General features: G+C 70.3%; 21 protein-coding genes. 13 read left to right on the top strand and 8 right to left on the bottom strand.

The window, feature by feature from the left end; genetic code table 11:
• The coding region (gene acs / locus ABB33_RS12990) for an acetate--CoA ligase (RefSeq protein WP_056932389.1) at nucleotides 1-1,892 on the bottom strand (1,892 nt) is incomplete at its 3' end.
• Nucleotides 1,893-2,133: 241 nt separating this feature from the next.
• Between acs and ABB33_RS12985 the strand changes: the two genes are divergently transcribed.
• From ABB33_RS12985 to ABB33_RS12975, 3 genes are all read left to right on the top strand, one after another.
• The gene (locus ABB33_RS12985; RefSeq protein ID WP_225546659.1) at nucleotides 2,134-3,567 is read left to right on the top strand and encodes a DcaP family trimeric outer membrane transporter; all 1,434 of its coding nucleotides are present in this window, start codon (nucleotides 2,134-2,136) and stop codon (nucleotides 3,565-3,567) included.
• Nucleotides 3,568-3,711: 144 nt separating this feature from the next.
• Nucleotides 3,712-4,029: a DUF485 domain-containing protein gene (locus tag ABB33_RS12980; protein ID WP_054668419.1), complete on the top strand. Its 318-nt coding sequence runs from the start codon at nucleotides 3,712-3,714 to the stop codon at nucleotides 4,027-4,029.
• Nucleotides 4,026-5,747: a cation acetate symporter gene (locus tag ABB33_RS12975; RefSeq protein ID WP_056932388.1), complete on the top strand. Its 1,722-nt coding sequence runs from the start codon at nucleotides 4,026-4,028 to the stop codon at nucleotides 5,745-5,747. Before ABB33_RS12980 ends, ABB33_RS12975 begins: the two co-directional genes overlap by 4 nt.
• Nucleotides 5,748-5,851: 104 nt before the next feature.
• Here the strand turns inward: ABB33_RS12975 and ABB33_RS12970 are convergent, their stop codons facing one another.
• From ABB33_RS12970 to ABB33_RS12945, 6 genes are read right to left on the bottom strand one after another with little or no spacing between them, the layout of a single operon-like run.
• Nucleotides 5,852-6,649, bottom strand: a complete 798-nt coding sequence (locus tag ABB33_RS12970; protein ID WP_056932387.1) for a class I SAM-dependent methyltransferase — start codon at nucleotides 6,647-6,649, stop codon at nucleotides 5,852-5,854.
• Complete coding sequence (locus ABB33_RS12965; RefSeq protein ID WP_056932386.1) at nucleotides 6,646-7,425, bottom strand: ABC transporter ATP-binding protein; 780 nt, start codon at nucleotides 7,423-7,425, stop codon at nucleotides 6,646-6,648. Before ABB33_RS12965 ends, ABB33_RS12970 begins: the two co-directional genes overlap by 4 nt.
• Nucleotides 7,422-8,441 carry a FecCD family ABC transporter permease gene (locus ABB33_RS12960; RefSeq protein WP_225546658.1) on the bottom strand — a complete coding sequence of 340 codons (1,020 nt, stop codon included), beginning with the start codon at nucleotides 8,439-8,441 and terminating at the stop codon, nucleotides 7,422-7,424. Before ABB33_RS12960 ends, ABB33_RS12965 begins: the two co-directional genes overlap by 4 nt.
• Complete coding sequence (locus ABB33_RS12955; RefSeq protein ID WP_225546657.1) at nucleotides 8,438-9,505, bottom strand: ABC transporter substrate-binding protein; 1,068 nt, start codon at nucleotides 9,503-9,505, stop codon at nucleotides 8,438-8,440. The genes ABB33_RS12960 and ABB33_RS12955 overlap by 4 nt, the downstream gene beginning before the upstream one ends.
• On the bottom strand, nucleotides 9,475-10,020 hold the full coding sequence (locus ABB33_RS12950) for a DUF2478 domain-containing protein (protein WP_056932385.1): 546 nt from the start codon (nucleotides 10,018-10,020) through the stop codon (nucleotides 9,475-9,477). Before ABB33_RS12950 ends, ABB33_RS12955 begins: the two co-directional genes overlap by 31 nt.
• 2 nt (nucleotides 10,021-10,022) lie before the next feature.
• Nucleotides 10,023-12,008 (bottom strand): TonB-dependent receptor plug domain-containing protein, encoded by a 1,986-nt coding sequence (locus ABB33_RS12945; RefSeq protein ID WP_056932384.1) that lies wholly within the window; start codon nucleotides 12,006-12,008, stop codon nucleotides 10,023-10,025.
• A 190-nt stretch (nucleotides 12,009-12,198) separates the two neighbouring features.
• Here ABB33_RS12945 and ABB33_RS12940 point away from each other — a divergent pair, with 190 nt between their 5' ends.
• Both ABB33_RS12940 and ABB33_RS12935 read left to right on the top strand, forming a co-directional pair.
• Nucleotides 12,199-13,014, top strand: a complete 816-nt coding sequence (locus ABB33_RS12940; protein WP_056932383.1) for a TOBE domain-containing protein — start codon at nucleotides 12,199-12,201, stop codon at nucleotides 13,012-13,014.
• A gap of 73 nt (nucleotides 13,015-13,087) precedes the next feature.
• The gene (locus ABB33_RS12935; RefSeq protein WP_054668411.1) at nucleotides 13,088-13,417 is read left to right on the top strand and encodes a hypothetical protein; all 330 of its coding nucleotides are present in this window, start codon (nucleotides 13,088-13,090) and stop codon (nucleotides 13,415-13,417) included.
• On the opposite strand, the gene ABB33_RS12930 is transcribed toward ABB33_RS12935, so the two are convergent.
• The gene (locus ABB33_RS12930) at nucleotides 13,411-13,815 is read right to left on the bottom strand and encodes a hypothetical protein (protein ID WP_054668409.1); all 405 of its coding nucleotides are present in this window, start codon (nucleotides 13,813-13,815) and stop codon (nucleotides 13,411-13,413) included. The genes ABB33_RS12935 and ABB33_RS12930 overlap by 7 nt on opposite strands.
• A 169-nt stretch (nucleotides 13,816-13,984) precedes the next feature.
• Between ABB33_RS12930 and moaA the strand changes: the two genes are divergently transcribed.
• The 8 genes from moaA (at nucleotide 13,985) to ABB33_RS12890 (ending at nucleotide 20,459) form a co-directional block, all read left to right on the top strand.
• Nucleotides 13,985-14,965 (top strand): GTP 3',8-cyclase MoaA, encoded by a 981-nt coding sequence (gene moaA / locus ABB33_RS12925; protein ID WP_056932382.1) that lies wholly within the window; start codon nucleotides 13,985-13,987, stop codon nucleotides 14,963-14,965.
• A gap of 8 nt (nucleotides 14,966-14,973) precedes the next feature.
• Nucleotides 14,974-15,981 carry a bifunctional molybdenum cofactor biosynthesis protein MoaC/MoaB gene (gene moaCB / locus ABB33_RS12920; protein WP_054668829.1) on the top strand — a complete coding sequence of 336 codons (1,008 nt, stop codon included), beginning with the start codon at nucleotides 14,974-14,976 and terminating at the stop codon, nucleotides 15,979-15,981.
• Nucleotides 15,978-17,243: a molybdopterin molybdotransferase MoeA gene (locus tag ABB33_RS12915; RefSeq protein WP_056932381.1), complete on the top strand. Its 1,266-nt coding sequence runs from the start codon at nucleotides 15,978-15,980 to the stop codon at nucleotides 17,241-17,243. The genes moaCB and ABB33_RS12915 overlap by 4 nt, the downstream gene beginning before the upstream one ends.
• The gene (locus ABB33_RS12910; RefSeq protein ID WP_056932380.1) at nucleotides 17,240-17,500 is read left to right on the top strand and encodes a MoaD/ThiS family protein; all 261 of its coding nucleotides are present in this window, start codon (nucleotides 17,240-17,242) and stop codon (nucleotides 17,498-17,500) included. Before ABB33_RS12915 ends, ABB33_RS12910 begins: the two co-directional genes overlap by 4 nt.
• Before the next feature lies 1 nt (nucleotide 17,501).
• Complete coding sequence (locus tag ABB33_RS12905; RefSeq protein WP_054668401.1) at nucleotides 17,502-17,993, top strand: molybdenum cofactor biosynthesis protein MoaE; 492 nt, start codon at nucleotides 17,502-17,504, stop codon at nucleotides 17,991-17,993.
• On the top strand, nucleotides 17,971-18,540 hold the full coding sequence (gene mobA, locus ABB33_RS12900) for a molybdenum cofactor guanylyltransferase (RefSeq protein ID WP_056932379.1): 570 nt from the start codon (nucleotides 17,971-17,973) through the stop codon (nucleotides 18,538-18,540). The genes ABB33_RS12905 and mobA overlap by 23 nt, the downstream gene beginning before the upstream one ends.
• Nucleotides 18,537-18,893, top strand: coding sequence for a DUF7009 family protein (locus ABB33_RS12895; protein ID WP_152985080.1), 357 nt, complete (start codon nucleotides 18,537-18,539; stop codon nucleotides 18,891-18,893). The genes mobA and ABB33_RS12895 overlap by 4 nt, the downstream gene beginning before the upstream one ends.
• 147 nt (nucleotides 18,894-19,040) lie before the next feature.
• Nucleotides 19,041-20,459, top strand: a complete 1,419-nt coding sequence (locus ABB33_RS12890; protein WP_054668396.1) for a NarK family nitrate/nitrite MFS transporter — start codon at nucleotides 19,041-19,043, stop codon at nucleotides 20,457-20,459.
• Nucleotides 20,460-20,478 lie beyond the last annotated feature (19 nt).

Raw genomic sequence — 20,478 nt, 5'->3', positions numbered from 1 at the left:
TCCTGCGCAAGATCGCCGAGCTGGTCCGGTGCATTCTCGGCGATCTTGCGCAGGATGCGGCGCATGATCTTGCCCGAACGGGTCTTGGGCAGGCCCGGCGCCCACTGCAGGTGGTCCGGTGCGGCGATCGGGCCGATCTCCTTACGCACCCACGCCACCAGTTCCTTGAGCAGCTCGTCGGTCTGCGCCTCGCCCGCCACCAGGGTGACGTAGGCGTAGATGCCCTGGCCCTTGATGTCGTGCGGGAAGCCGACCACCGCCGCCTCGGCCACCTTGGGGTGGCTGACCAGCGCGCTCTCCACTTCGGCGGTGCCGATGCGGTGGCCGGAGACGTTGATCACGTCGTCGACGCGGCCGGTGATCCAGTAGTAGCCGTCCTCGTCGCGGCGGCAACCGTCGCCGGTGAAGTAGCTGCCCGGGTAGGTGCGGAAGTAGGTGTCGATGAAGCGCTGGTGGTCGCCGTAGACGGTGCGCATCTGGCCCGGCCACGAGTCGCGGATGATCAGGTTGCCCTCGGTGGCGCCTTCCTGGATCTCGCCATCGGCATTGACCAGCGCCGGCTGCACGCCGAAGAAGGGCAGGGTGGCCGAACCGGGCTTGAGGTCCATCGCGCCGGGCAGCGGCGAGATCAGGATGCCGCCGGTCTCGGTCTGCCACCAGGTATCCACGATCGGGCAGCGCGCCTCGCCGACCACGTCGTGGTACCAGCGCCAGGCTTCGGGGTTGATCGGCTCGCCGACGCTGCCGAGCAGGCGCAGGCTCCTGCGCGAGGTGCGCTTGACCGGCTCCTCGCCGTCGCGCATCAGCGCGCGGATCGCGGTGGGCGCGGTATAGAAGATGGTGACCTGGTGCTTGTCGATCACCTCCCAGAAGCGCGAGGTGTTGGGGTAGTTCGGCACGCCCTCGAACATCACCGAGGTGGCGCCGTTGGCCAGCGGGCCGTAGACGATGTAGCTGTGGCCGGTGACCCAGCCCACGTCGGCGGTGCACCAGTAGATGTCGTCCTCGCGCAGGTCGAACACCGCCTCGTGGGTGTAGGCGGCGAACAGCAGGTAGCCGCCGCTGGTGTGCAGCACGCCCTTGGGCTTGCCGGTGGAACCGGACGTGTAAAGGATGAACAGCGGGTCCTCGGCGTTCATGCGCTCCGGCTCGCACTGCGCCGGCTGGGTGTCGACCACGTCGTGGAACCAGCGGTCGCGCGGCGCCTGCATGTCCACCGCCGCACCGGTATGGCGCACCACCAGCACGGTTTCCACGGTGTGGGTGCCGGGCAGCTTCAGCGCGGCGTCGACATTGGCCTTGAGCGGTACCTTGCGGCCGCCGCGCAGGCCTTCGTCGGCGGTGATGATCAGCTTGCTGCCGCAGTCGCCGACGCGGTCGGCGATGGAATTGGCGGCGAACCCGCCGAACACCACCGAGTGGATCGCGCCGATGCGCGCGCAGGCCAGCATCGCCACCGCGGCGTCGACGATCATCGGCAGGTAGATGGTGACGCGGTCGCCCTTGCCGACGCCGAGGTTGCGCAGCGCGTTGCCGAGCTTGCACACGCGTTCGTGCAGCTCGCGGTAGGTGACCTTCTGCGCCGGCGCGTCGGGACTGTCCGGTTCGAACAGCAGCGCGGTCTTGTCGCCGCGGGTGGCCAGCTGGCGGTCCAGGCAGTTCACGCTGACGTTGAGTTCGCCGTCCTCGAACCACTTGATGCGGAAATCATCGAGCTGGTAGCTGACGTTCTTGATCCGGGTCGGCTTGGTGAACCAGTCCAGGCGCTCGGCGGCCTTGGCCCAGAACGCATCGGGATGCTCCACCGATTCGCGGTACTGCTGCTGGTACGTGGTCTTGTCGATCCGCGCCCGGGCGGCGAACGCGGGATCGACGGGATAGAGATCAGCCATGGCAATACCCTCACCTTTGCACTTGTAACCAATGGAGGAGCCGCATCCTGCGACGCGGCCGCGACCTCCCAAGTGTGCCGCATCACCCCAGTCGCGCGCTGCCCCGCGGCTTAGACGATGGTCGAATACCCGCCCGCTTTCGACTAATGGCGAATAGCCGCCTGCGGCGAACGCCGCGCACCCTGCCGTTGACCGTGCGACCGACGCGGCCGTCAACGCCAGCCGGAGAGAGGCAGACCTGATGAACAGACACGTGTTGAAACCAGCGGGCCACGCGTTCCCGGCCACTGCGCCGATGGTGCGCCGGCCACTTGCCGCCGCGTTGCTCGTGGCGCTGCTGGCGCCGGGCATGGCCTTTGCCGGCACCGCCAGGGAACAGGCGCTGGAAGCCCGCGTCGCCGAACTGGAGCGCCAGGTGCAGCTGCTGCTCTCCACCCAGCAGCAACAACAGGGCGCCATCACCCAGGCCCAGGGCGATGTGCAGCAGGTGCGTGCCGAACAGGCGGCCGCCGCCGCCATGCCGGCCAGGCCCGCGGTACCGGCCGGCAAACAGCCGATCCAGGTGACCAGCATCACCCCGGGCGCCACGCCGGGCACCACCTTCAAGTTCGGCGGCTTCATCAAGGCCGATTTCCTCGCCACCCGCACCGGCGACGGACAACTCGCCGACGACGCCACCGGCCGCTCGCTGTACCTGCCGGGACAGACGCCGGTGCACGGCGCAGGCGGCTCGGGCAAGGCGTCGAGCGTGGACTACAACGCCCACGCCAAGTTCTCGCGCTTCAACCTGGGCGTGGACCACGTGGCCGAGAACGGCGACAAGGCCGGCGCGCTGGTGGAGATGGACTTCTTCGGCAATGCGCTGGGCAACCAGACCGCGACCAACACCTATGGCGTCACCCTGCGCCATGCCTACATGTACTGGAACAACTGGCTGGCCGGCCAGACCTGGTCCAACTTCATGGACGCGGCCTCCATTCCCGAGGCGGTGGACTTCGTCGGCCCGACCGACGGCGTGATCTTCGTGCGCCAGGCGCAGGTGCGCTACACCAGGGGCGGCTTCAGCGCTTCGCTGGAGAATCCGGAAACCACCCTGGTCGGTGCCACCAGCTCCGACCGTGGCTCGCTGCCCGACCTGACCGCGCGCTACGGCTGGAAGGGCGACTGGGGCACTTTCGGCGTGGCCGGCCTGCTGCGCCAGCTGAAGGTGGACAACCAGGCCACCGGCGCGCACGCCACCGCCACCGGCGGCGGCCTGACCCTGGGCGGCAAGTGGGTGATGGGCGGCAGCGATTCGCTGCACTACCAGCTCACCGGCGGCCAGGGCATCGCCCGCTATATCGGCCTGGGCATCACCGGCGACAGCGCCTGGGATGCAGTGCGCGACGAGCTCGACCCGACCGGGGTGATCGCCGGCTACGTCGGCTGGCGCCATGCCTTCACCCCGAAGCTGCGCACCAACCTGATCTACGCGCGCAGCGACTACGACAACGACGCCTCGATCACCGGCCAGCTGGTGACGAAGAGCGTGCAGTCGATCCGCGGCAACGTGTTCTACACGCCGATGCCCAAGGTCGATATCGGCGCCGAGCTGATGTACGGCGTGCGCGAGATCGAGAACGGCCGCAAGGGCGACATCAGCCGCGTGCAGTTCACCACCAAGTACAGCTTCTGAGTACCCGGCAGCGGCACCGCGACGGTGCCGCTGCCCCAGGAAACGCAGTACGCACCATCTCCCTACCCCCACGGGGAGCACTCATGCCCGCACCGGCGCGCACTGCACGCCTGCGTCCGTATTCCCGAAATCTGGAGAATCCCGATGAATGCTTCCGTCGATCCCCGTGTTGAGCGGATCGCCTCCCACCCGGCCTACCAGCGGCTGCGCCAGTCGCGCAACCGGCTGGGCTGGATCCTCACCGCACTGATGCTGCTGGCCTACTACGGCTACATCGGCCTGATCGCCTTCGACAAGGCATTCCTCGCCACCCCGCTGGGCGAGGGCCGGATCACCACCATCGGCATCCCGATCGCGCTGGGGCTGATGGTGTTCACCATCCTGATCACCGGCTTCTACGTGCGCCGCGCCAACAAGGAGTTCGACCAGTTGACCCAGCAGATCGTGGAGGACGCGCAATGACCCGTTCGTTCCTGCGCCCGGCCGCGCTGCTCGCCCTGCTGGCCGCCAGCGGCGCGGCCCTGGCGGCCGGCGGCGACATCGGCCAGACCGTGCGCCAGCCCACCAACTGGACGGCGATCGTCATGTTCGCCGTATTCGTGCTGGCGACCCTGGGCATCACCAAGTGGGCCGCCGCGCGCACCCGCTCGGCGTCCGACTTCTACACCGCCGGCGGCGGCATCACCGGCTTCCAGAACGGCCTGGCGATCGCTGGCGACTACATGTCGGCGGCGTCGTTCCTGGGCATCACCGCGGCGGTGATGGCCAACGGCTACGACGGCCTGATCTATGCCATCGGCTTCCTGGTCGGCTGGCCGATCCTGACCTTCCTGATGGCCGAGCGGCTGCGCAACCTCGGCCGCTTCACCTTTGCCGACGTCGCCGGCTACCGCTTCGCGCAGAAGCCGATCCGGCTGTTCGCCGCCTCCGGCACGCTGGTGGTGGTGCTGTTCTACCTGATCGCTCAGATGGTCGGTGCCGGTGCGCTGATCAAGCTGCTGTTCGGCCTGGACTACTGGATCGCGGTAGTGCTGGTGGGCGTGCTGATGATGGTCTACGTGCTGTTCGGCGGCATGACCGCCACCACCTGGGTGCAGATCATCAAGGCCTGCCTGCTGCTGTCCGGCGTGACCTTCATGGCGCTGATGGTGATGTGGCAGTTCGGCTTCAGCTTCGAGAAGCTGTTCTCCACCGCGGTGCAGGTCAAGACCCAGATCGCCGCCAACGGTGGCAAGAGCGCGGAGGAGGCCGCCGCGGCCGGCCTGTCGATCATGGGGCCGGGCGGGTTCGTCAAGGATCCGATCTCGGCCATCTCCTTCGGCATGGCGCTGATGTTCGGCACCGCCGGCCTGCCGCACATCCTGATGCGCTTCTTCACCGTTCCCGATGCCAAGCAGGCGCGCAAGTCGGTGTTCTGGGCCACCACCTGGATCGGCTACTTCTACATCCTGATCTTCATCATCGGCTTCGGCGCCATCGCCCTGGTGCTGACCAACCCGGCGTACGCCGACCCGGTCACCGGCACCATCCAGGGCGGGCCGAACATGGCCGCGGTGCTGGTCGGCAAGGCGGTGGGCGGCAACCTGTTCATGGGCTTCATCTCCGCGGTCGCGTTCGCCACCATCCTGGCGGTGGTGGCCGGGCTGACGCTGTCCGGTGCCTCGGCGGTGTCGCACGACCTGTACGCCACGGTGATCATGAAGGGCAGGCCGCCGGCGGGCACCGAACTGCGCGTGTCGCGCGCCACCACCCTGGTGCTGGGCGTGATCGCGGTGCTGCTGGGCATCGCCTTCGAGAAGCAGAACGTGGCCTTCATGGTGTCGCTGGCCTTCGCCATCGCCGCCTCGGCCAACTTCCCGGTGCTGATCCTGTCGCTGCTGTGGAAGAACTGCACCACCCGCGGCGCGGTGATTGGTGGCTTCCTCGGCCTGGCCTCGTCGTTGCTGCTGACCCTGCTGTCGCCGTCGGTGTGGGTGGATACGCTGGGCAATCCGGCCGGCAGCGCGCCGTTCCCGTACACCAGCCCGGCGCTGTTCTCGATGACCATCGCCTTCGCCGCCATCTGGCTGTTCTCGGTGCTGGACAACAGCGCGCGCGCCAAGGCCGAGCGTGCGGCCTACCCGGCGCAGCAGGTCCGTGCCGAGACCGGCATCGGTGCCAGCAAGGCCGCCGACCACTGACGGTCACCCGTTCCTGATGTGTGTGCAGACAAGGGCCGCTCCGCACAGGGCGGCCCTTGTCGTTCCATCCGCCCCGCGCGGGACGGGGACAACGTTGCCGGTGCTCAGCCGGCGGTTTCCCACCAGATGAAGGCCCAGCGGCACGTAGGAGCCGGCCCGAGCCGGTTGTCGGGGGACGCCGCGTGCCAGTCGCACAGCGATTGCCGCTCCGTGGCGGTGAGTTCGCCGAACAGCGCTTCGGCCTGTTGCAGCAGGTCCGCCACGTCCTTGTCGGCAGCGGGCGCTGGCACCGGGAGGTAATCCACGCGCGGCAGGCGGCCCATGTCCAGCAGCAGGTTGACCGGGTAGCGATGGTCCGGCATCGGCGTCCACGTGCGGCGCAGCAACGCGGCCAGCTCGCCGGCGCCGGTGCGCGGGCCGGTGGCGAAGGTGATGCAGGCGCGCCGGCGCGCGTGCGCGTCCAGCTTCGCCAGCGCCTGTGCCAGGTCCGGCACCATCAACGAGCGCGAGGCGATGGCGACATCGCAGCGCGGCACCGCGCTCCAGTCGTCCTCCCAGGACAGCTGCCACGGCTGGATGTTGCCGACGCCGGCGCGGGCGATCGCCGCGTGCAGGCCATCGAGCATGCCGCGGCTGTAGTCCAGCGCATGCACCTGCCGCACCCGCGCGGCGATGGGCAGGCTGAGCAGGCCGGGGCCGCAGCCGACGTCGAGCACGCTGTCCACGCCGTCCAGGTCCAGCCGCGCGAGGAAGGCGTCGCTGTAGTCGTCGTGGCGTCGTTTCCAGCCCGGTTGCGTCGCCCGTGCATCCCACGCGCTGGCCGGTTTGGGCGCGTAGCCGCAGGCCTGCAGGTGTTGGCGGTAGCGGGTGGCATGGTCGATCGGCGGGGGCAGGGCGGTCATCGCGGCATGGCTCCGGTGGCGGGAAGGGAGGCGGCGATGCGCGCGGCGTCCACGCCATACAGCGTGGCCAGCCGGGCGGGCGTGGCGACTTCGGGCGCCGGGCCCAGTGCCTGCAGGCTGCCACCGGCCATCAACGCGATGCGGTCGGCCACCTGCAGTGCATGCTGCGGCTGGTGTGTGGACAGCAGCACGCCGATGCCGCGTCCGGCCAGCGCGCGCACGGTGTCGAGGATGCGCAGCTGGTTGCCGAAGTCGAGACTGGCGGTGGGTTCGTCCATCACCAGCACCCGCGCCTGCTGGGCCAGCGCCCTCGCGACCAGCACCAGTTGCCGTTCGCCGCCGCTGAGGGTATCCACCGTGCGCGCGGACAATGCGGCGATGCCCAGTTCGTGCAGGCAGGCGTCGGCGATCTCTTCATCGGCGCGGCCCGGTGCGGCCAGCAGGCCCAGGTGCGCGGCGCGGCCCATCCCCACCAGCTCGCGCACGCGCCAGGCGAACGGCAATGGCGCAGCCTGCGGCACGTAGCCGAGCAGGCGCGCGCGCTGCGCGCGGTCATGGCCACGCAATGGCCGGCCATGCAGCCGCACCTCGCCGGCCACCGCCGGCAGCAGGCCCAGCAGGGTACGGAACAGCGTGGTCTTGCCGCAGCCGTTGGGGCCGAGCAGGCACACCACTTCACCGGCCTGCAGCGACAGCGCCAGCGGCGCACCCAATGCGACGCCGGCATGGCCGATGGCCAGCGCGCGCGCTTCCAGCAGCGGAGTCGCGGCGTTCATGCGCGGCCTCCGCTGCGGGCCAGCACCCACAGGAAGCACGGCACGCCGACGCAGGCGGTGAGAATGCCCAGCGGTAGTTCGATCGGCGCCAGCGTGCGCGCCAGGGTGTCGGCGGCCAGCAGGAAGCTGGCGCCCAGCAGCAGGCTCGCCGGCAGCTGCCGGCGAAAGTCGGCGCCGACCAGCAGGCGCGCGATGTGCGGCACCACCAACCCGACCCAGCCGATGATGCCGGCCAGCGACACCGCTGCCGCGGTGCACAGCGTCGCCGCCGCGATCAGCGTCCAGCGCAAGGGAACGACCGCCACGCCGAGCGCGCTGGCCTCCTCGTCGCCCAGCGCCAGCAGGTTCACCCGCCAGCGCAGCAGTACCAGCGGCAGCAGGCCGGCCAGCAGCAACGGTGCGCTGACGCGCAGGTCGTCGCCGACCACCGCGTTCAACCCGCCGAGCAGCCAGAACGTGATCGACGGCAGTTGCGTGTACGGGTCGGCCAGCAGCTTGAGCAGCGAGATGCCGGCACCGAGCAACGCCGATACCGCCACGCCGGCCAGTACCAGCACCAGCACCGGCTCGTGGCGGCGCACCAGGGCGGCGACCAGGCACACCAGCGCCACCGCCGCCAACCCGCCGGCGAAGGCGAAACCCTGTACCAGCAGCATCGGCAGGCCGAGGAACAGCGCCAGCGAGGCGCCCAGCCCGGCACCGGCGGAAACGCCGAGGATGTCCGGTGATACCAGCGGGTTGCGGAACATCGCCTGGTAGGCGGCACCCGCAGCCGACAGCGCCGCGCCGATCAGTACCGCTGCCAGCACCCGCGGCAGGCGGATGTGCCACAGCGCCGCATGCACCGTCGGCGGAACCGGCTCGCCGATGCCGAACAGCTGCGATGCCAGCGCCTGCAGCAGCATCGTCGGCCGCACCGGGAACTGGCCGACGGCGAAGGCCAGCAACAGCATCGCCAGCAGCAGGCCCCAGCCACCGGCGTGCCAGGCCCAGCGCGGCACAGCACCGGCTCTCACCGGCCATGCTCCAGCGCATCGGCGATGCCGGCCGGCAAGCGCGAGCCCCACAGCAGACGGTGCAGTGCGTCGATGCGCGCCCGCAGCGCGGCCGGCGCCAGCGCCGGGGTAGCGCCGGGGTGCAGCCGTGCCAGCAGCCATGCCAGCCCCGGCAGGCGGTTGATGCCCGGCGGGCCGTCCAGCCAGCCGAACGGCAGGGTCGGCGCGCAGTGCAGGCGTCCGCTGCGTACCGCGCGCAGGCTGCGCCAGCGCGGGTCCTGCGATGCGCTGGCGGCGAATGCCGCATCCTGGGTCAGGATCACGTCCGGGTCCCACGCCAGCAGTTGTTCCAGCGATACCCGTGCCAGCCCGCCGCTGCCGACGGCGGCGGCGACGTTGCGGCCGCCGCAGAACTCGATGACCTCGGTATTGATCGAACCGGCAAGCCCGCTCTCCAGGCCGTCGCCGCCGCGGCCGTAGTAGACCGTCGGCCGGGCGTCGGGGGTGCGCGTGGCCAGTACCTCGTGGACCAGCGCCAACTGCGCCTCGGCAGCCTGCGCGAGCGCTTCGCCGCGTGCGGTCACGCCGAGCCGCCGGCCGACGTGGCGCAGTTGGGCCGGGTGGTCGGGCAGGCGGCCGGCCACCAGTTCAATGGGAATGCCGGTCTGCCGCCACACCCGTTCGGCGGAGGAGCGATGGTTCGCATCGAAATCGCCGGCGTCCAGCACCAGTTGCGGCTGCATCGCCAGCAGCCGCTCCAGGCTCACCGTGCTGCCGCGCCCCGCCAGCCGGCCAATCACCGGACGCGTGCGCAGGGGCGCGGGCAGCAGCGCCAGCGCCTCGGGCGCCATCCGCATCGGCCAGCCCAACAGCCGTTCCGGCGCCAGCGCGGCGATCAGCACGGCCGCCGGAGCGCCGGCGGCAAACACCCGTCCGGGTACGCCCGTGGGCTCCCCCAGGCGCAGCACGCGCTGCGCCGGCATCGCGCGCAGCGGGCCGTTGCCCGCCGCCAGCAGCGGCGCCAGAGCCAGCGCCTGCAACAGCGCGCGGCGCTTCATCCCGCCAGCGCCGGCGTGGTGCGGCATGCATCCCACCAGCGTTGCAGGGCGTCGTCGCGGGGAGGCAGTTCGCGTGCCTGTCCACCGGTGAAATCACGCCATGCGGCCAGGTAGCGCGCGTTCACCACGGTGAGCAGCGGGATGCCGGCGAGCATCAATGCCAGCAGTTCGTCGGCCATGCCCCGTCCCTGCGCTTCCAGCGTGCCGAAACGGTTGGCGATGGCCAGTTCGGCCGGTTCCCGCATGGCCCGCCGCAGCACTTCGCTGGCATCGGCGATGCCGCGCGGGTCCAGGTTGCAGCCGCAGGCGGCCGCTCCCAGCGCCTGGCTGATCGGGTAGCGGGCGGTGCGGTCGGCCACGTCCATCAGCACCATGCGCTTGCCGTTGGGCGCGGCCTCGTGTGGCAGCGCCACCAGCCCGCGCACGCGGTGGCCGGCAGCCAGTTGCCGCGTCGCAAAGGCTGCCAGCACCGCGTCCGGGTCCGGGCCGTCGCCGGCATCGTGGACCAGCGCGGCAATGCGTACGGGAATGAGCTCGGCCATGCTCAGAATCTCCTGTTGACGTTGACGAACCAGGTACGGCCCGGCATCGGGTAGCCGTCGGCCAGTTCATACCACTTGTCGCCGACGTTGCGGACGCCCAGGTCCAGGCCCAGTCCGTCGCGCGGCATCCAGCTCGCCTTCACGCCCACCGTGGCGAAGCCTGGCAGCTCGCGCACCGGGGCGGCGGCATTGGCGTAGCTGACCCGGCGGCCCTGCTCGGCCTCCAGCGTGGCCTGCAGGCGCAGCTGCGGCAGCGCGGCCCAGCCCAGCACCAGGAACAGGCGCTGGCGCGGGCTGTCCAGCAGGGCCACGTTGCGGTTCTCCAGATTGGTGCGGCGCAGCCAGGCGTAGCTGCCCTGCAGCTCCCAGTCCCCGGCCAGCTGCTGTTGCAGGCCCAGTTCGACGCCGAGGTGACGGGCGCGGCCGATGTTCTGCGCACGGTTGCAGGTGCTGCCGCCGCAGGCCGTGGAGGCGACCACCTCGTTCTGGATCAGGTCGTCGATCAGGCTGTGGAATACCGCAGCCTGTACCTGCGCGCCCTCCCACCAGCGGCCGCGCAGGCCGAGTTCGAGATGGGTGGCATGTTCCGGCGCGAGGTCCGGGTTGGGCAGTGCCGCGCCCATGCGCGCCGAATAGCGGTCCTTGATGGTCGGGAAGCGGGTGCGGCGCGCGGCGCTCGCGTACCACTGCCGGTCCGGTGCCAGCTGCTGCACGTATTCGAGCACGGCGTTGGTGGCGTCGGCGCTGCCGGTGGGCCAGTAGTAGACGCGCCTGGCCTCGCGGCGGTCGTGGCCGAGGCCGAAGCGCAGGTGCGAGGCAGCGGTCAGGGCGAAGCGGTCCTCCACCGCGACCGAGGTGGTGACGTCGCGGTAGTCCTTGGTCGGCGCGTTGCGGTTGCGGTCGCTGTGCCGGTCGTCCTTGTAGTGGATGGCCAGCTGCAGTTCGTGGCGCTCCAGCGCGGTGCCGGCCAGGGTCACCGAGCCGCCGACGGTGCGGTCGTCGTAGACGCTGGGGAAGCTGCCGTTGTCCAGCCCGGTTGCGTAGCTGCCGTCGGTATAGGCCTCCAGGCCGTTGCCGTAGGTGTCGCGGTACACGCGGGTGCGCAGCGTGGCGTGCCGGCCCAGCCGGGTGTTGCCGACGAAGTACAGGCTGTCCTTGTCCCACCACGGCCAGCGCCAGTAGCGGATGCCGCCGCGCGCGCTGCCGGTATAGACCGGATTGCCCTTCTCCCCGTCCTGGCGGGCGTAGCCCAGGGCGTACTCGTCGCCCTCGCGCGGGGTGTAGCCGAGCTTGAACGACAGCCGTTGGTCGTCGCGATCGGCGTTGCGGCGATCGTCGCCGGTATCGGTGGGCACGCTCTTGTAGTCGCGGAAACCATCGGGCAGCGGGAACGCGTCCGCCTTCAGCTGCGACCAGCCGAGCTGGTAGTACCAGTCGCCCCGGCGGCCGCCTAGGTTCAGCGCGGCCTTGCGCTCGCCGCCATCGGCGATGCCCAGTCGCAGGTTGCCCTCGAACGGGCGCTCGGGGCGGCGGCTGACCAGGTTGATCGCGCCACCGAGGATGTTCGGCCCGTACAGCAGCGAGGCGCCGCCGCTGGCGACCTGGATCTGCGCGAGGTCGAAGGTGGTGAAGCGGCCGAAGTCCACGTAGCCGTCGTACGGGACGTACAGCGGGACGCCGTCAAGGAAGACCGGCACCTGCCGCGGGTCGAAGCCGCGCAGGTAGAGCATGTCCTCGTTGCGCGAATTGCGCGACAGGCTCGCACCGGGCAGTACGGCGACTGCCTCGCCGACCGTGTCGCGGTCCAGCTGCTGGATGCGTACGGCATCCAGGGTGCGCTCGGCGACGGTGGCCGAGCTGCCGCGGCGGGCATGGACATCGACGCTGCCCAGGGTGAACACCGGGGCGGAAGACGGGGCGTTGGCGGCGAAGGTCGACAACGGCAGGAACAGCGCGGACAGTGGCAGAACGAAACGGCGGGTACGCATCTTGGCGGTCCTCGGATTCCGTTATATCCAGAATGATATAGCGGTGGGTACAACCAATTCCCACGGTCGACCCGGTCATCGATTCTTGCCCCGCGCGCCTTGGCCGTCCTTGACGAAGGTCAAGCACGGCCGATGTAGCTGCCGCCGTACACTGCACGCTCCCGCAGCGTGATGGACGAGCAACCGCGACATGGCCGATTCTCCCCTGCATGCCGCTGTCGAGCCGCACGGCCACCTGTGGCTGAGCGTTGAAGGGAAAAGCCTGGGCGGCCGCGGCCGCTTCGCTCTGCTGGGCCTGATCGATGCCTGCGGCTCGATCAGCCAGGCCGCCAGACGCATGGGCATGACCTACAAGAACGCGTGGGACGCGGTGGACGCGATGAACACCGCCGCCGGCGAACCACTGGTCGCGCGTACCGTGGGCGGACGTGGGGGCGGTGGCGCCCGGCTCACCGAGCGCGGCCGCCAGCTGATCCGCCACTTCGAGCAGCTCGAACGCGAGCACCGGCGCTTCCTGCATTCCCTCCAGTCCCTGCCGGGGCTGGGCGACGATTTGGCCCTGATACGGAGGATCGGAATGGTCACCAGTGCGCGCAACCAGTTCCACGGGCATGTCCGCGGCATCGTGGCCGGTGCGGTCAACGACGAGGTCCTGCTGGAAGTGACCCCGGGACTGCGGATCGTGGCCACCATCACCCGCGACAGCGTGCACAGCCTCGGGCTGGAGGTGGGGACACCGGCCTTCGCGCTGGTCGACGCGTCGTCGGTGATCGTCGCCCGCGACGTGGAGGGCGCCCGCTATTCGGCGCGCAACCGTTTCAGCGGCACGGTCGGCCGCATCAGCCAGGGCGCGGTCAACGACGAAGTCGTCGTGGACGTGGGCGATGGCTGCAGCATGGTGGCGATCATCACCCGGGAAAGCGCGCGGGCGCTGGCGCTGGAACCGGGAATCGTGGTCACGGTCCTGTTCAAGGCATCCAGCGTCATCGTCGGCGTACCCCACTGAGCCGCGCGGCCGGTTTGACCGCCCCGTGCATTGGGCGCAAGCTCTCGCGAGGCATGACACGGGACAGAGCACCATGACCGCAGCGACTTCGATGAGCGCACCGGATGGCAAGTCTCCACCCTCGCACCTGTGGCGCGTGTTCTGGCTGCAGGGCGTGATTCCCAGCAACCTGCTGTGGGCGGCGGCGCTGTGGGCGCTGGCGCAAGGCATGACCGAACTGCTGCTGGGCCTGTTCGTGGTGCTGCTGCTGTATACCGGCTGGATCATCCCGGCCGTGTGGCGCGCCGCACCCTCCGCGCGCAACCCCAACTACGGCGTGGCCGCACGCGGGCTGACCGTGGTGTGGGGCCTGAATACGGTGCTGGTGGTTTTCTTCCTGACCCTGCAGCTGGTGGCTCAGTAGAACTGGACCGGTTCGCCGGCGCGGTCGAAGGCCGCGAAACGGCTGACCTGCCCGTCATTGATCGCGTTGACCATCAGCCGCAGCGGCTGCGCCGCCTCGTCGGAGGACGGGGCGACGCCGGCGCGGCCTTCCAGCGCGGCGACGAACACCAGGTCCCACGCCACGCCGGTGGCGGTGGATTCGGCCGCCAGCGCGGCGAACGAGGCGACTTCGCGCGGCGCCTTGTCCACGCACAGCACCGGCGCCAGCGTGCCGCCCTCGCCGGCGGCATGGCGCGCGTGCTGGTCGCTGCTTGGGGACTCGGGAAGTTCCGCGCGCACGAACACGAACAGCAGGCGCTGCGGCTCGGCCTGTTGCAGCGCGGCGCGCAGCAATCCATCGAAATCGCTCAGCATCATGGCATCGTCACGGTAAGAGAACGCGGTTGCGGCATGCTGCCATACCTGTCCGGCGCATGATTGATCCATGTCATGTCGGCGCCGATGTGCGACAAGGTAGGCTGGCAACCCATTGACGCAAGTGGGAGTATCCCGGCGTACCGGGCCAGTGGACGACGGTGGAACCGCCATGAGCCAGCTCACCGACGGCTTCGGTCGCAGCTTCCCCTACCTGCGGCTGTCGCTCACCGAGGCATGCAACTTCCGTTGCAGCTATTGCCTGCCCGACGGTTACCACGCCGACGGGCGGCCGCGCTTCCTGGCGGTGGATGAGATCGCCCGGCTGGTACGCGCGTTCGCCACCCTGGGCATGCACAAGATCCGCCTGACCGGCGGCGAGCCGAGCCTGCGCAGGGACCTGACCCGGATCATCGCCACGGTGGCTCGGGTGCCGGGCATCCGCAAGGTCGCCATCACCACCAACGGCACCCGGTTGCCGCGCTACCTGCCGGACTGGTACCAGGCCGGGCTGACCGCGCTCAACGTGAGCGTGGACAGCCTGCAGCGCGAGCGCTTCCACGCCATCACCGGCCACGACCGGTTGCCGGAGGTGCTCGAAGGCATCGCGATGGCGCAGGCGCTGGGCCTGCAGTCGGTCAAGCTCAACGCGGTGCTGCTGCGTGACCGCAACGACGACGAGCTGCCGGCGTGGATGGAGTACCTGCGTGAGCGCGCGCTGAGCGTGCGCTTCATCGAACTGATGCGCACCGGCGACAACGGCGACTATTTCCAGCGCCACCACCTGCGCGCCGACGTGCTGGTGGAGCAGCTGCAGGCCGCCGGCTGGAGCCTGCGCCCGCGCGCCGCCGACGCCGGGCCGGCGCGCGAGTACGTGCACCCGGCCTATCGCGGCAGCATCGGCATCATCGCGCCGTACTCGCGCGATTTCTGCGCCGGCTGCAACCGCCTGCGGGTCACCGCCCGCGGCGACCTGCGGCTGTGCCTGTTCGGCGATTTCGGGGTGGCGCTGCGGCCGTTGCTGCAATCCGACGCCGACCACGACGCGCTGCTGGCGCGCATCACCACCCAACTCGGCCTGAAGGCGGCCGGGCACGGATTGCACCAGGGCCGGACCGGGTTGACCCCCCACCTGGCCTCGATCGGAGGATGAGCAACACGATGAGTGGTCAGATGAATGCGGCTTTCCACATGGCCGATGTCCGCGACAAGCGCGTTACCCGCCGCCGTGCGGTGGCGGTGGGCGAACTGCACGCCGGGCCGGTGGCCTACCCACTGATCGTCGAGCGCCGCCTGCCCAAGGGCGATGCGCTGGTGATGGCCGAGATCGCCGGCCTGCAGGGCGCGAAGATGGCCTCGGCACTGATGCCGCTGTGCCACCCGCTGCCGCTGGAGCTGGTGCACGTGTACTGCGCGCCGGTGCCGGAGCGGCAGGCGATCCGGGTGTGGTGCGAGTGCGCGAGCGAAGCGCGCACCGGCGTGGAGATGGAGGCGCTGGCCGGGGTCAACGCGGCCCTGCTGACCCTGTACGACCTGAGTAAGCCGGTGGAGCCGGCGCTGCGCATCGAGGGCATCCGCCTGCTGTTCAAGGAAGGCGGCAAGAAGGGCCTGTGGCTGCACCCCGACGGCATGGACGAGGCCGAGCGGGCCCGCTTCAGGCCACGCCCGCCGCAGGGCCTGGGCGGCGCCGCGTGCGCGGTGCTGACTCTGAGCGACCGCGCCAGCCAGGGCATCTACGACGATGAATCCGGCCCGCGCCTGGTTGCCGGACTGCAGGCGCTGGGGGGCGATGTCGTGGCCACGGAGCTGCTGCCCGACGGCGTCGAGCCGCTTGCCGGTCGCCTGCGCGCGCTGGCCGCTGCCGGCGTGCGCCTGTGCCTGTGCACTGGCGGCACCGGGCTGGGGCCGCGCGATCTGGCGCCGGAGGCGTTGCAGTCGCTGGGCGCGCGCCGCGTGGACGGGCTGGCGCAGATGCTGCGTGCGCTCAGCGCGCAGCACACGCCGATGGCCTGGCTCAGCCGCGCCGAGGTGGTGCAGCTGGACGGCATGCTGGTGTTCGCGCTGCCGGGCAGCCCGCGCGCGGCGGCGCAGTGCCTGGACATCCTCGCGCCGGTGCTGGGCCACGCACTGGCTATGGCGGGCGGCGCTGGCCACGGGAGCGCGGCATGATCGCCTATGACGAAGCGCTGCGGCACCTGCTCGACGCCGCCGTGCCGCTGCCGCCCGAACGGGTACCGCTGGAACGGGCCGAAGGGCGGGTGCTGGCCAGCGATGTGCTCAGCGCGCAGTCGCTGCCGCCGTTCGACAATTCGGCGATGGACGGCTTCGCCCTGCATGCCGGCGGCACGCCGCTCGCCGCCGGCACGGAGTTTTCCGTACAGGGTTGGCAGGCGGCCGGCGACCCCGGCAGCGCCGCCGCGCGGGACGCTGGCGGCGCATGGGAAATCATGACCGGTGCGCGCATGCCCGTCGGGCTGGACAGCGTGGTGCCGGTCGAACAGGTCACCCTCCTCGACAGTCACGACGGCAGGCCCACCCGCATCGCACTGGGCGCGCAGGTCAGGCCCGGCCAGCACGTGCGCCTGCGCGGCGAGGACGTGGCCGAAGGCGAGCGCGTGCTGTGCGCCGGCCAGCGCCTGGATCTCAACGCCTGCACCCTGCTGCATGCCATCGGCGTGGGCGAACTGGCGGTCGCCGCGCGGCCGCAGGCCGCAGTGATCGCCACCGGCAAGGAACTGGTCACCGATGCGGCGCAGGCGCTGGACTCCGGACAGATCCGCGACAGCAACCGGCCCTATCTGGTCGGCCGCCTGCGCGCGGCCGGTGCGCAGGTAGCGTGGCAGGGCACGGTCGGCGACGACGTGGCCGCCTTCGATGCGGTGCTGGACCAGGCGCTGGCGGCCGGTGCGCGGGTGCTGGTGAGTACCGGCGCGGTGTCGCAGGGCCGCTACGATTTCATCCCCGATGCACTGCGTGCCCGTGGCGCGCGCATCGTTTTCCACAAGGTGGCCATCCGCCCGGGCAAGCCGCTGCTGTTCGCGGTGCTGGCCGACGGTGCGTTGTACTTCGGGCTGCCCGGCAACCCGGTGTCGGCGGCGGTCGGCCAGCGCTTCTTCGTCGAGCCGGTGCTGCGCAGGATGCTTGGCATGGACGCGGAGCCGGCGCTGTACCTGCCGCTGCTGGCCGATGCGCGCAAGCCACCGGGCCTGCGCTTCCATGCGCGCGCGCGGGTCGAGGTGGATGAACGCGGGCAACTGGGCGTGCGGCTGCTGGCCGGGCAGGAATCGTTCCGCCTGATGTCGATGCTGCACGCCAATGCCTGGGCGGTGCTGGAAGGCGACGCCGGCCTCGCCGCGGCCGGCACCCACGTGCGCGTGCAGGGTCCCGGGCACCACGACCCGGTGCAGCTGATGGGCGGAGTGCCGTCATGAAACAGGTGAACCTGCAGTTGTTCGGTGCCTTCTCCGAGCTGGATGCTTCGCGTGAGATCGTGGTGGCCGTGGCCGGCGACCACGTGGCCGACCTGCGCCAGGCGCTGCGCACGCTGCTGCCGCAGCGCTGGCCGCAGTTCCGCGCCGGCCTGCTGGACTACTCGGTGTTCGCCGACCAGCAGAGCGTGCTGCGCGAGCACGAGCGGCTGCCCGAAGATGGCCGCGTGGCGATCCTGCCGCCGGTGAGTGGAGGTTGAGATGGGCAACGACGTGTTCATCGGCAAGGTGCTGGACCGCGCCAGCGCCGCCATCGACCCGGCCGAGGCGATCGCCGCGGTATCCGATCCGGGCTTCGGCGGCATCGACGTGTTCATCGGCAAGGTGCGCGACCTCAACCAGGGGCGCGCGGTGCGCGGCATCACCTACGACCTGTTCGAGCCGCTGGTGCTGAACGAGTTCCAGCGCCTGGCCGCGGAGGTGGAGGCCGCCTTCGGCCCGCGCGTGAAGCTGTACGTGGCGCACGCCCGCGGACGGCTGGCGGTGGGCGAGGTGGCGGTGGTGGTCGCCGCCGGCAGCCCGCACCGCGACGAGGCGTTCCGCGCCTGCCGGCAGTTGATCGAGGCGGTGAAGCACCGCTGCCCGATCTGGAAGCAGGAACATTACGAGGACGGCGACAGCCAGTGGAGCGAAGGCTGCGCGTTGTGCCATGGCGAAGGCGACGCGGCGCATGGCCACGATCACGCCGATTAGCCGGCCAGCGCCGGCCGGCATCGTGCTGGCCGGCGGCCGCTCCAGCCGCATGGGCCGTGACAAGGCGCTGCTGCCCTGGCACGGGCGCACCTTGCTGGAACACATGCGCGGACTGCTGCGCCAGGCGGGCGCGCAGCGGGTCTGGGTCAGTGGTGCGTATCCGGCCTTCGCCGGCATTCCCGACCGGATCGCGCATTGTGGCCCGCTGGGCGGGCTGTACAGCGTGGCGATGGCGATGCCCGACGGGCCGGCCTGGGTGGTGGCGGTGGACATGCCGCGGCTGGCCCCTGCGCTGCTGCAGCGGCTGCACGCAGTGCACCGCGGCGGCTGCACGGCGCTGGCCGGGCATCCATTGCCGATGCTGCTGGATATCGATGCGGACTGCCGCGCACTGCTCGCGGCGATGCTCGCCGACCCGCATGGCCCGCGTTCGCTGCATGCCCTGCAGCAGCGCCTGGCCACGCGGCGGCTGCCGTTGGCGCCCGGCGACGAGGCCTGCCTGTTCAACTGCAATACGCCGGTGCAATGGCAGGAGGCCGCATCGTGAAGATCCAGTTCCGGCAGCAGTCGCTGCGTCTGCGCGTGGATGAAGATGAACTGGCGCACCTGCTGGCTGGTGGGACGGTGACCGATACGCTGCGACTCGGCGACGGTGCGGGCTGGTCGTTGGCGTTGCGCCTGAATGCGGGCGCTGCCGTCATTTCCGCCACGGCCGGTGATTGCCAGGTGGCGCTGCCGATTGATGCGGTGCGGGAACTGCAGGCCCGTCTGCCGAGCCGTGAAGGGATCTGTTTCGAATCGAGCACCGGCAGCGACAGCGTGCGTTTGCAGCTGGATGTGGACGTGCGCGACAGCATGCGGCGGCGTGATGCAGTACGCCCGGTCAAGCCTTCGGCTTGACATTTGTCATGGAGAGATCGAAAACCGGCGTGGATTGATCGAAATCAAAACCGGCTCGACCCGCCTGCTGGCCTAATCGCGGACCAGACAGGTACTGCCTGAATCTTTGTACCTACACGTCGTCATCCTGCAGCCTTGGAGCCATGCATGACCGCCGGTAGCGAAGTGATACAACGCAGCAACGCAGGTCCCGGCCGGACCATCGGCGACTGGCAGCCGGAGGACGCCGGCTACTGGGAGCGCACGGGACGGCGGGTTGCCACGCGCAACCTGGTGATCTCGATCCCGGCACTGTTGCTGGCCTTCTCGGTCTGGGTGCTGTTCTCGGCGGTGTCGATCAGCCTGCCGCGCATCGGCTTCGACTTCAGCACCGACCAGCTGTTCTGGCTGGTGGCGCTGCCCAGCCTGTCCGGCGCCACCCTGCGCGTGGCGTATTCGTTCGTGATCCCGATCTTCGGCGGGCGCCGCTGGACCGCGCTGTCCACCGCCTCGCTGCTGCTGCCCACGCTGTGGCTCGGCTTCGCGGTGCAGGACCCGGCCACGCCGTACTGGGTATTCGTGCTGATCGCGATCCTGTGCGGCTTCGGCGGCGCCAACTTTTCCTCGTCGATGTCCAACATCTCCTTCTTCTATCCCAAGCAGAAGCAGGGACTGGCGCTGGGCCTGAACGCCGGGCTCGGCAACGTCGGCGTGTCGGTGGCGCAGGCGGTGGTGCCGCTGGTCATCACCGTAGGCGCATTGGGCACGCTGGCCGGGCCGCCGCAGGCGCTGGTCGACGGCAGTGGCCACCTGTTCCTGCAGAACGCAGGCTTCATCTGGGTGCCGGCCATCGCGCTGGCCGCCTTGGCCGCGTGGTTCGGCATGAACGACCTGACCAGCGTGCGCTCCTCGTTCACCGAGCAGGCGGTGATCTTCCGCCGCAAGCACAACTGGCTGATGTGCTGGCTGTACATCGGCACGTTCGGCTCGTACATCGGCTTCTCCGCCGGTTTCCCGATGCTGGTCAAGAGCCAGTTCCCGGACGTGAACCCGATGACCTACGCCTTCATCGGCCCGCTGCTCGGCGCGCTGATGCGCTCGGTCGGCGGCAGCCTGGCCGACCGCTGGGGCGGGGCGCGGCTGACCTTCTGGGTGTTCGCGCTGATGGTCGCGGCGGTGTTCGGGGTGCTGCACTTCCTGCCCGACAAGGGCCAGGGCGGCAACTTCTTCGGCTTCCTGGCCGCGTTCATGGCGCTGTTCGTGCTCAGCGGCATCGGCAACGGCACCACCTTCCGCATGATCCCGGTGATCTTCCGCACCCTGCACGAACGCCTGTCGGCCGGTGCCGATGCGCAGGGCAAGGCCGACGCCAGCCGCCAGGCCGGGATCGAGTCGGCCGCCGTGGTCGGCTTTTCCGGGGCCATCGGCGCCTATGGCGGCTTCTTCATCCCCAAGAGCTACGGCTCGTCCATCACCTTGACCGGCAGCCCGGACATGGCGCTGTACGGCTTCATCGCCTTCTACATCACCTGCCTGGCCGTGACCTGGTGGTGGTACTACCGGCGCGGCGCGGAGGCGCCCTGCTGACAACCCCGGCACGCACCGC

Origin of the sequence: Stenotrophomonas acidaminiphila (assembly GCF_001431595.1) — a bacterium.
GTDB classification, from domain to species: domain Bacteria; phylum Pseudomonadota; class Gammaproteobacteria; order Xanthomonadales; family Xanthomonadaceae; genus Stenotrophomonas; species Stenotrophomonas acidaminiphila.
The sequence above is the reverse complement of the archived record's forward strand: the minus strand, read 5'-3'. Positions and strand labels throughout refer to the sequence as shown.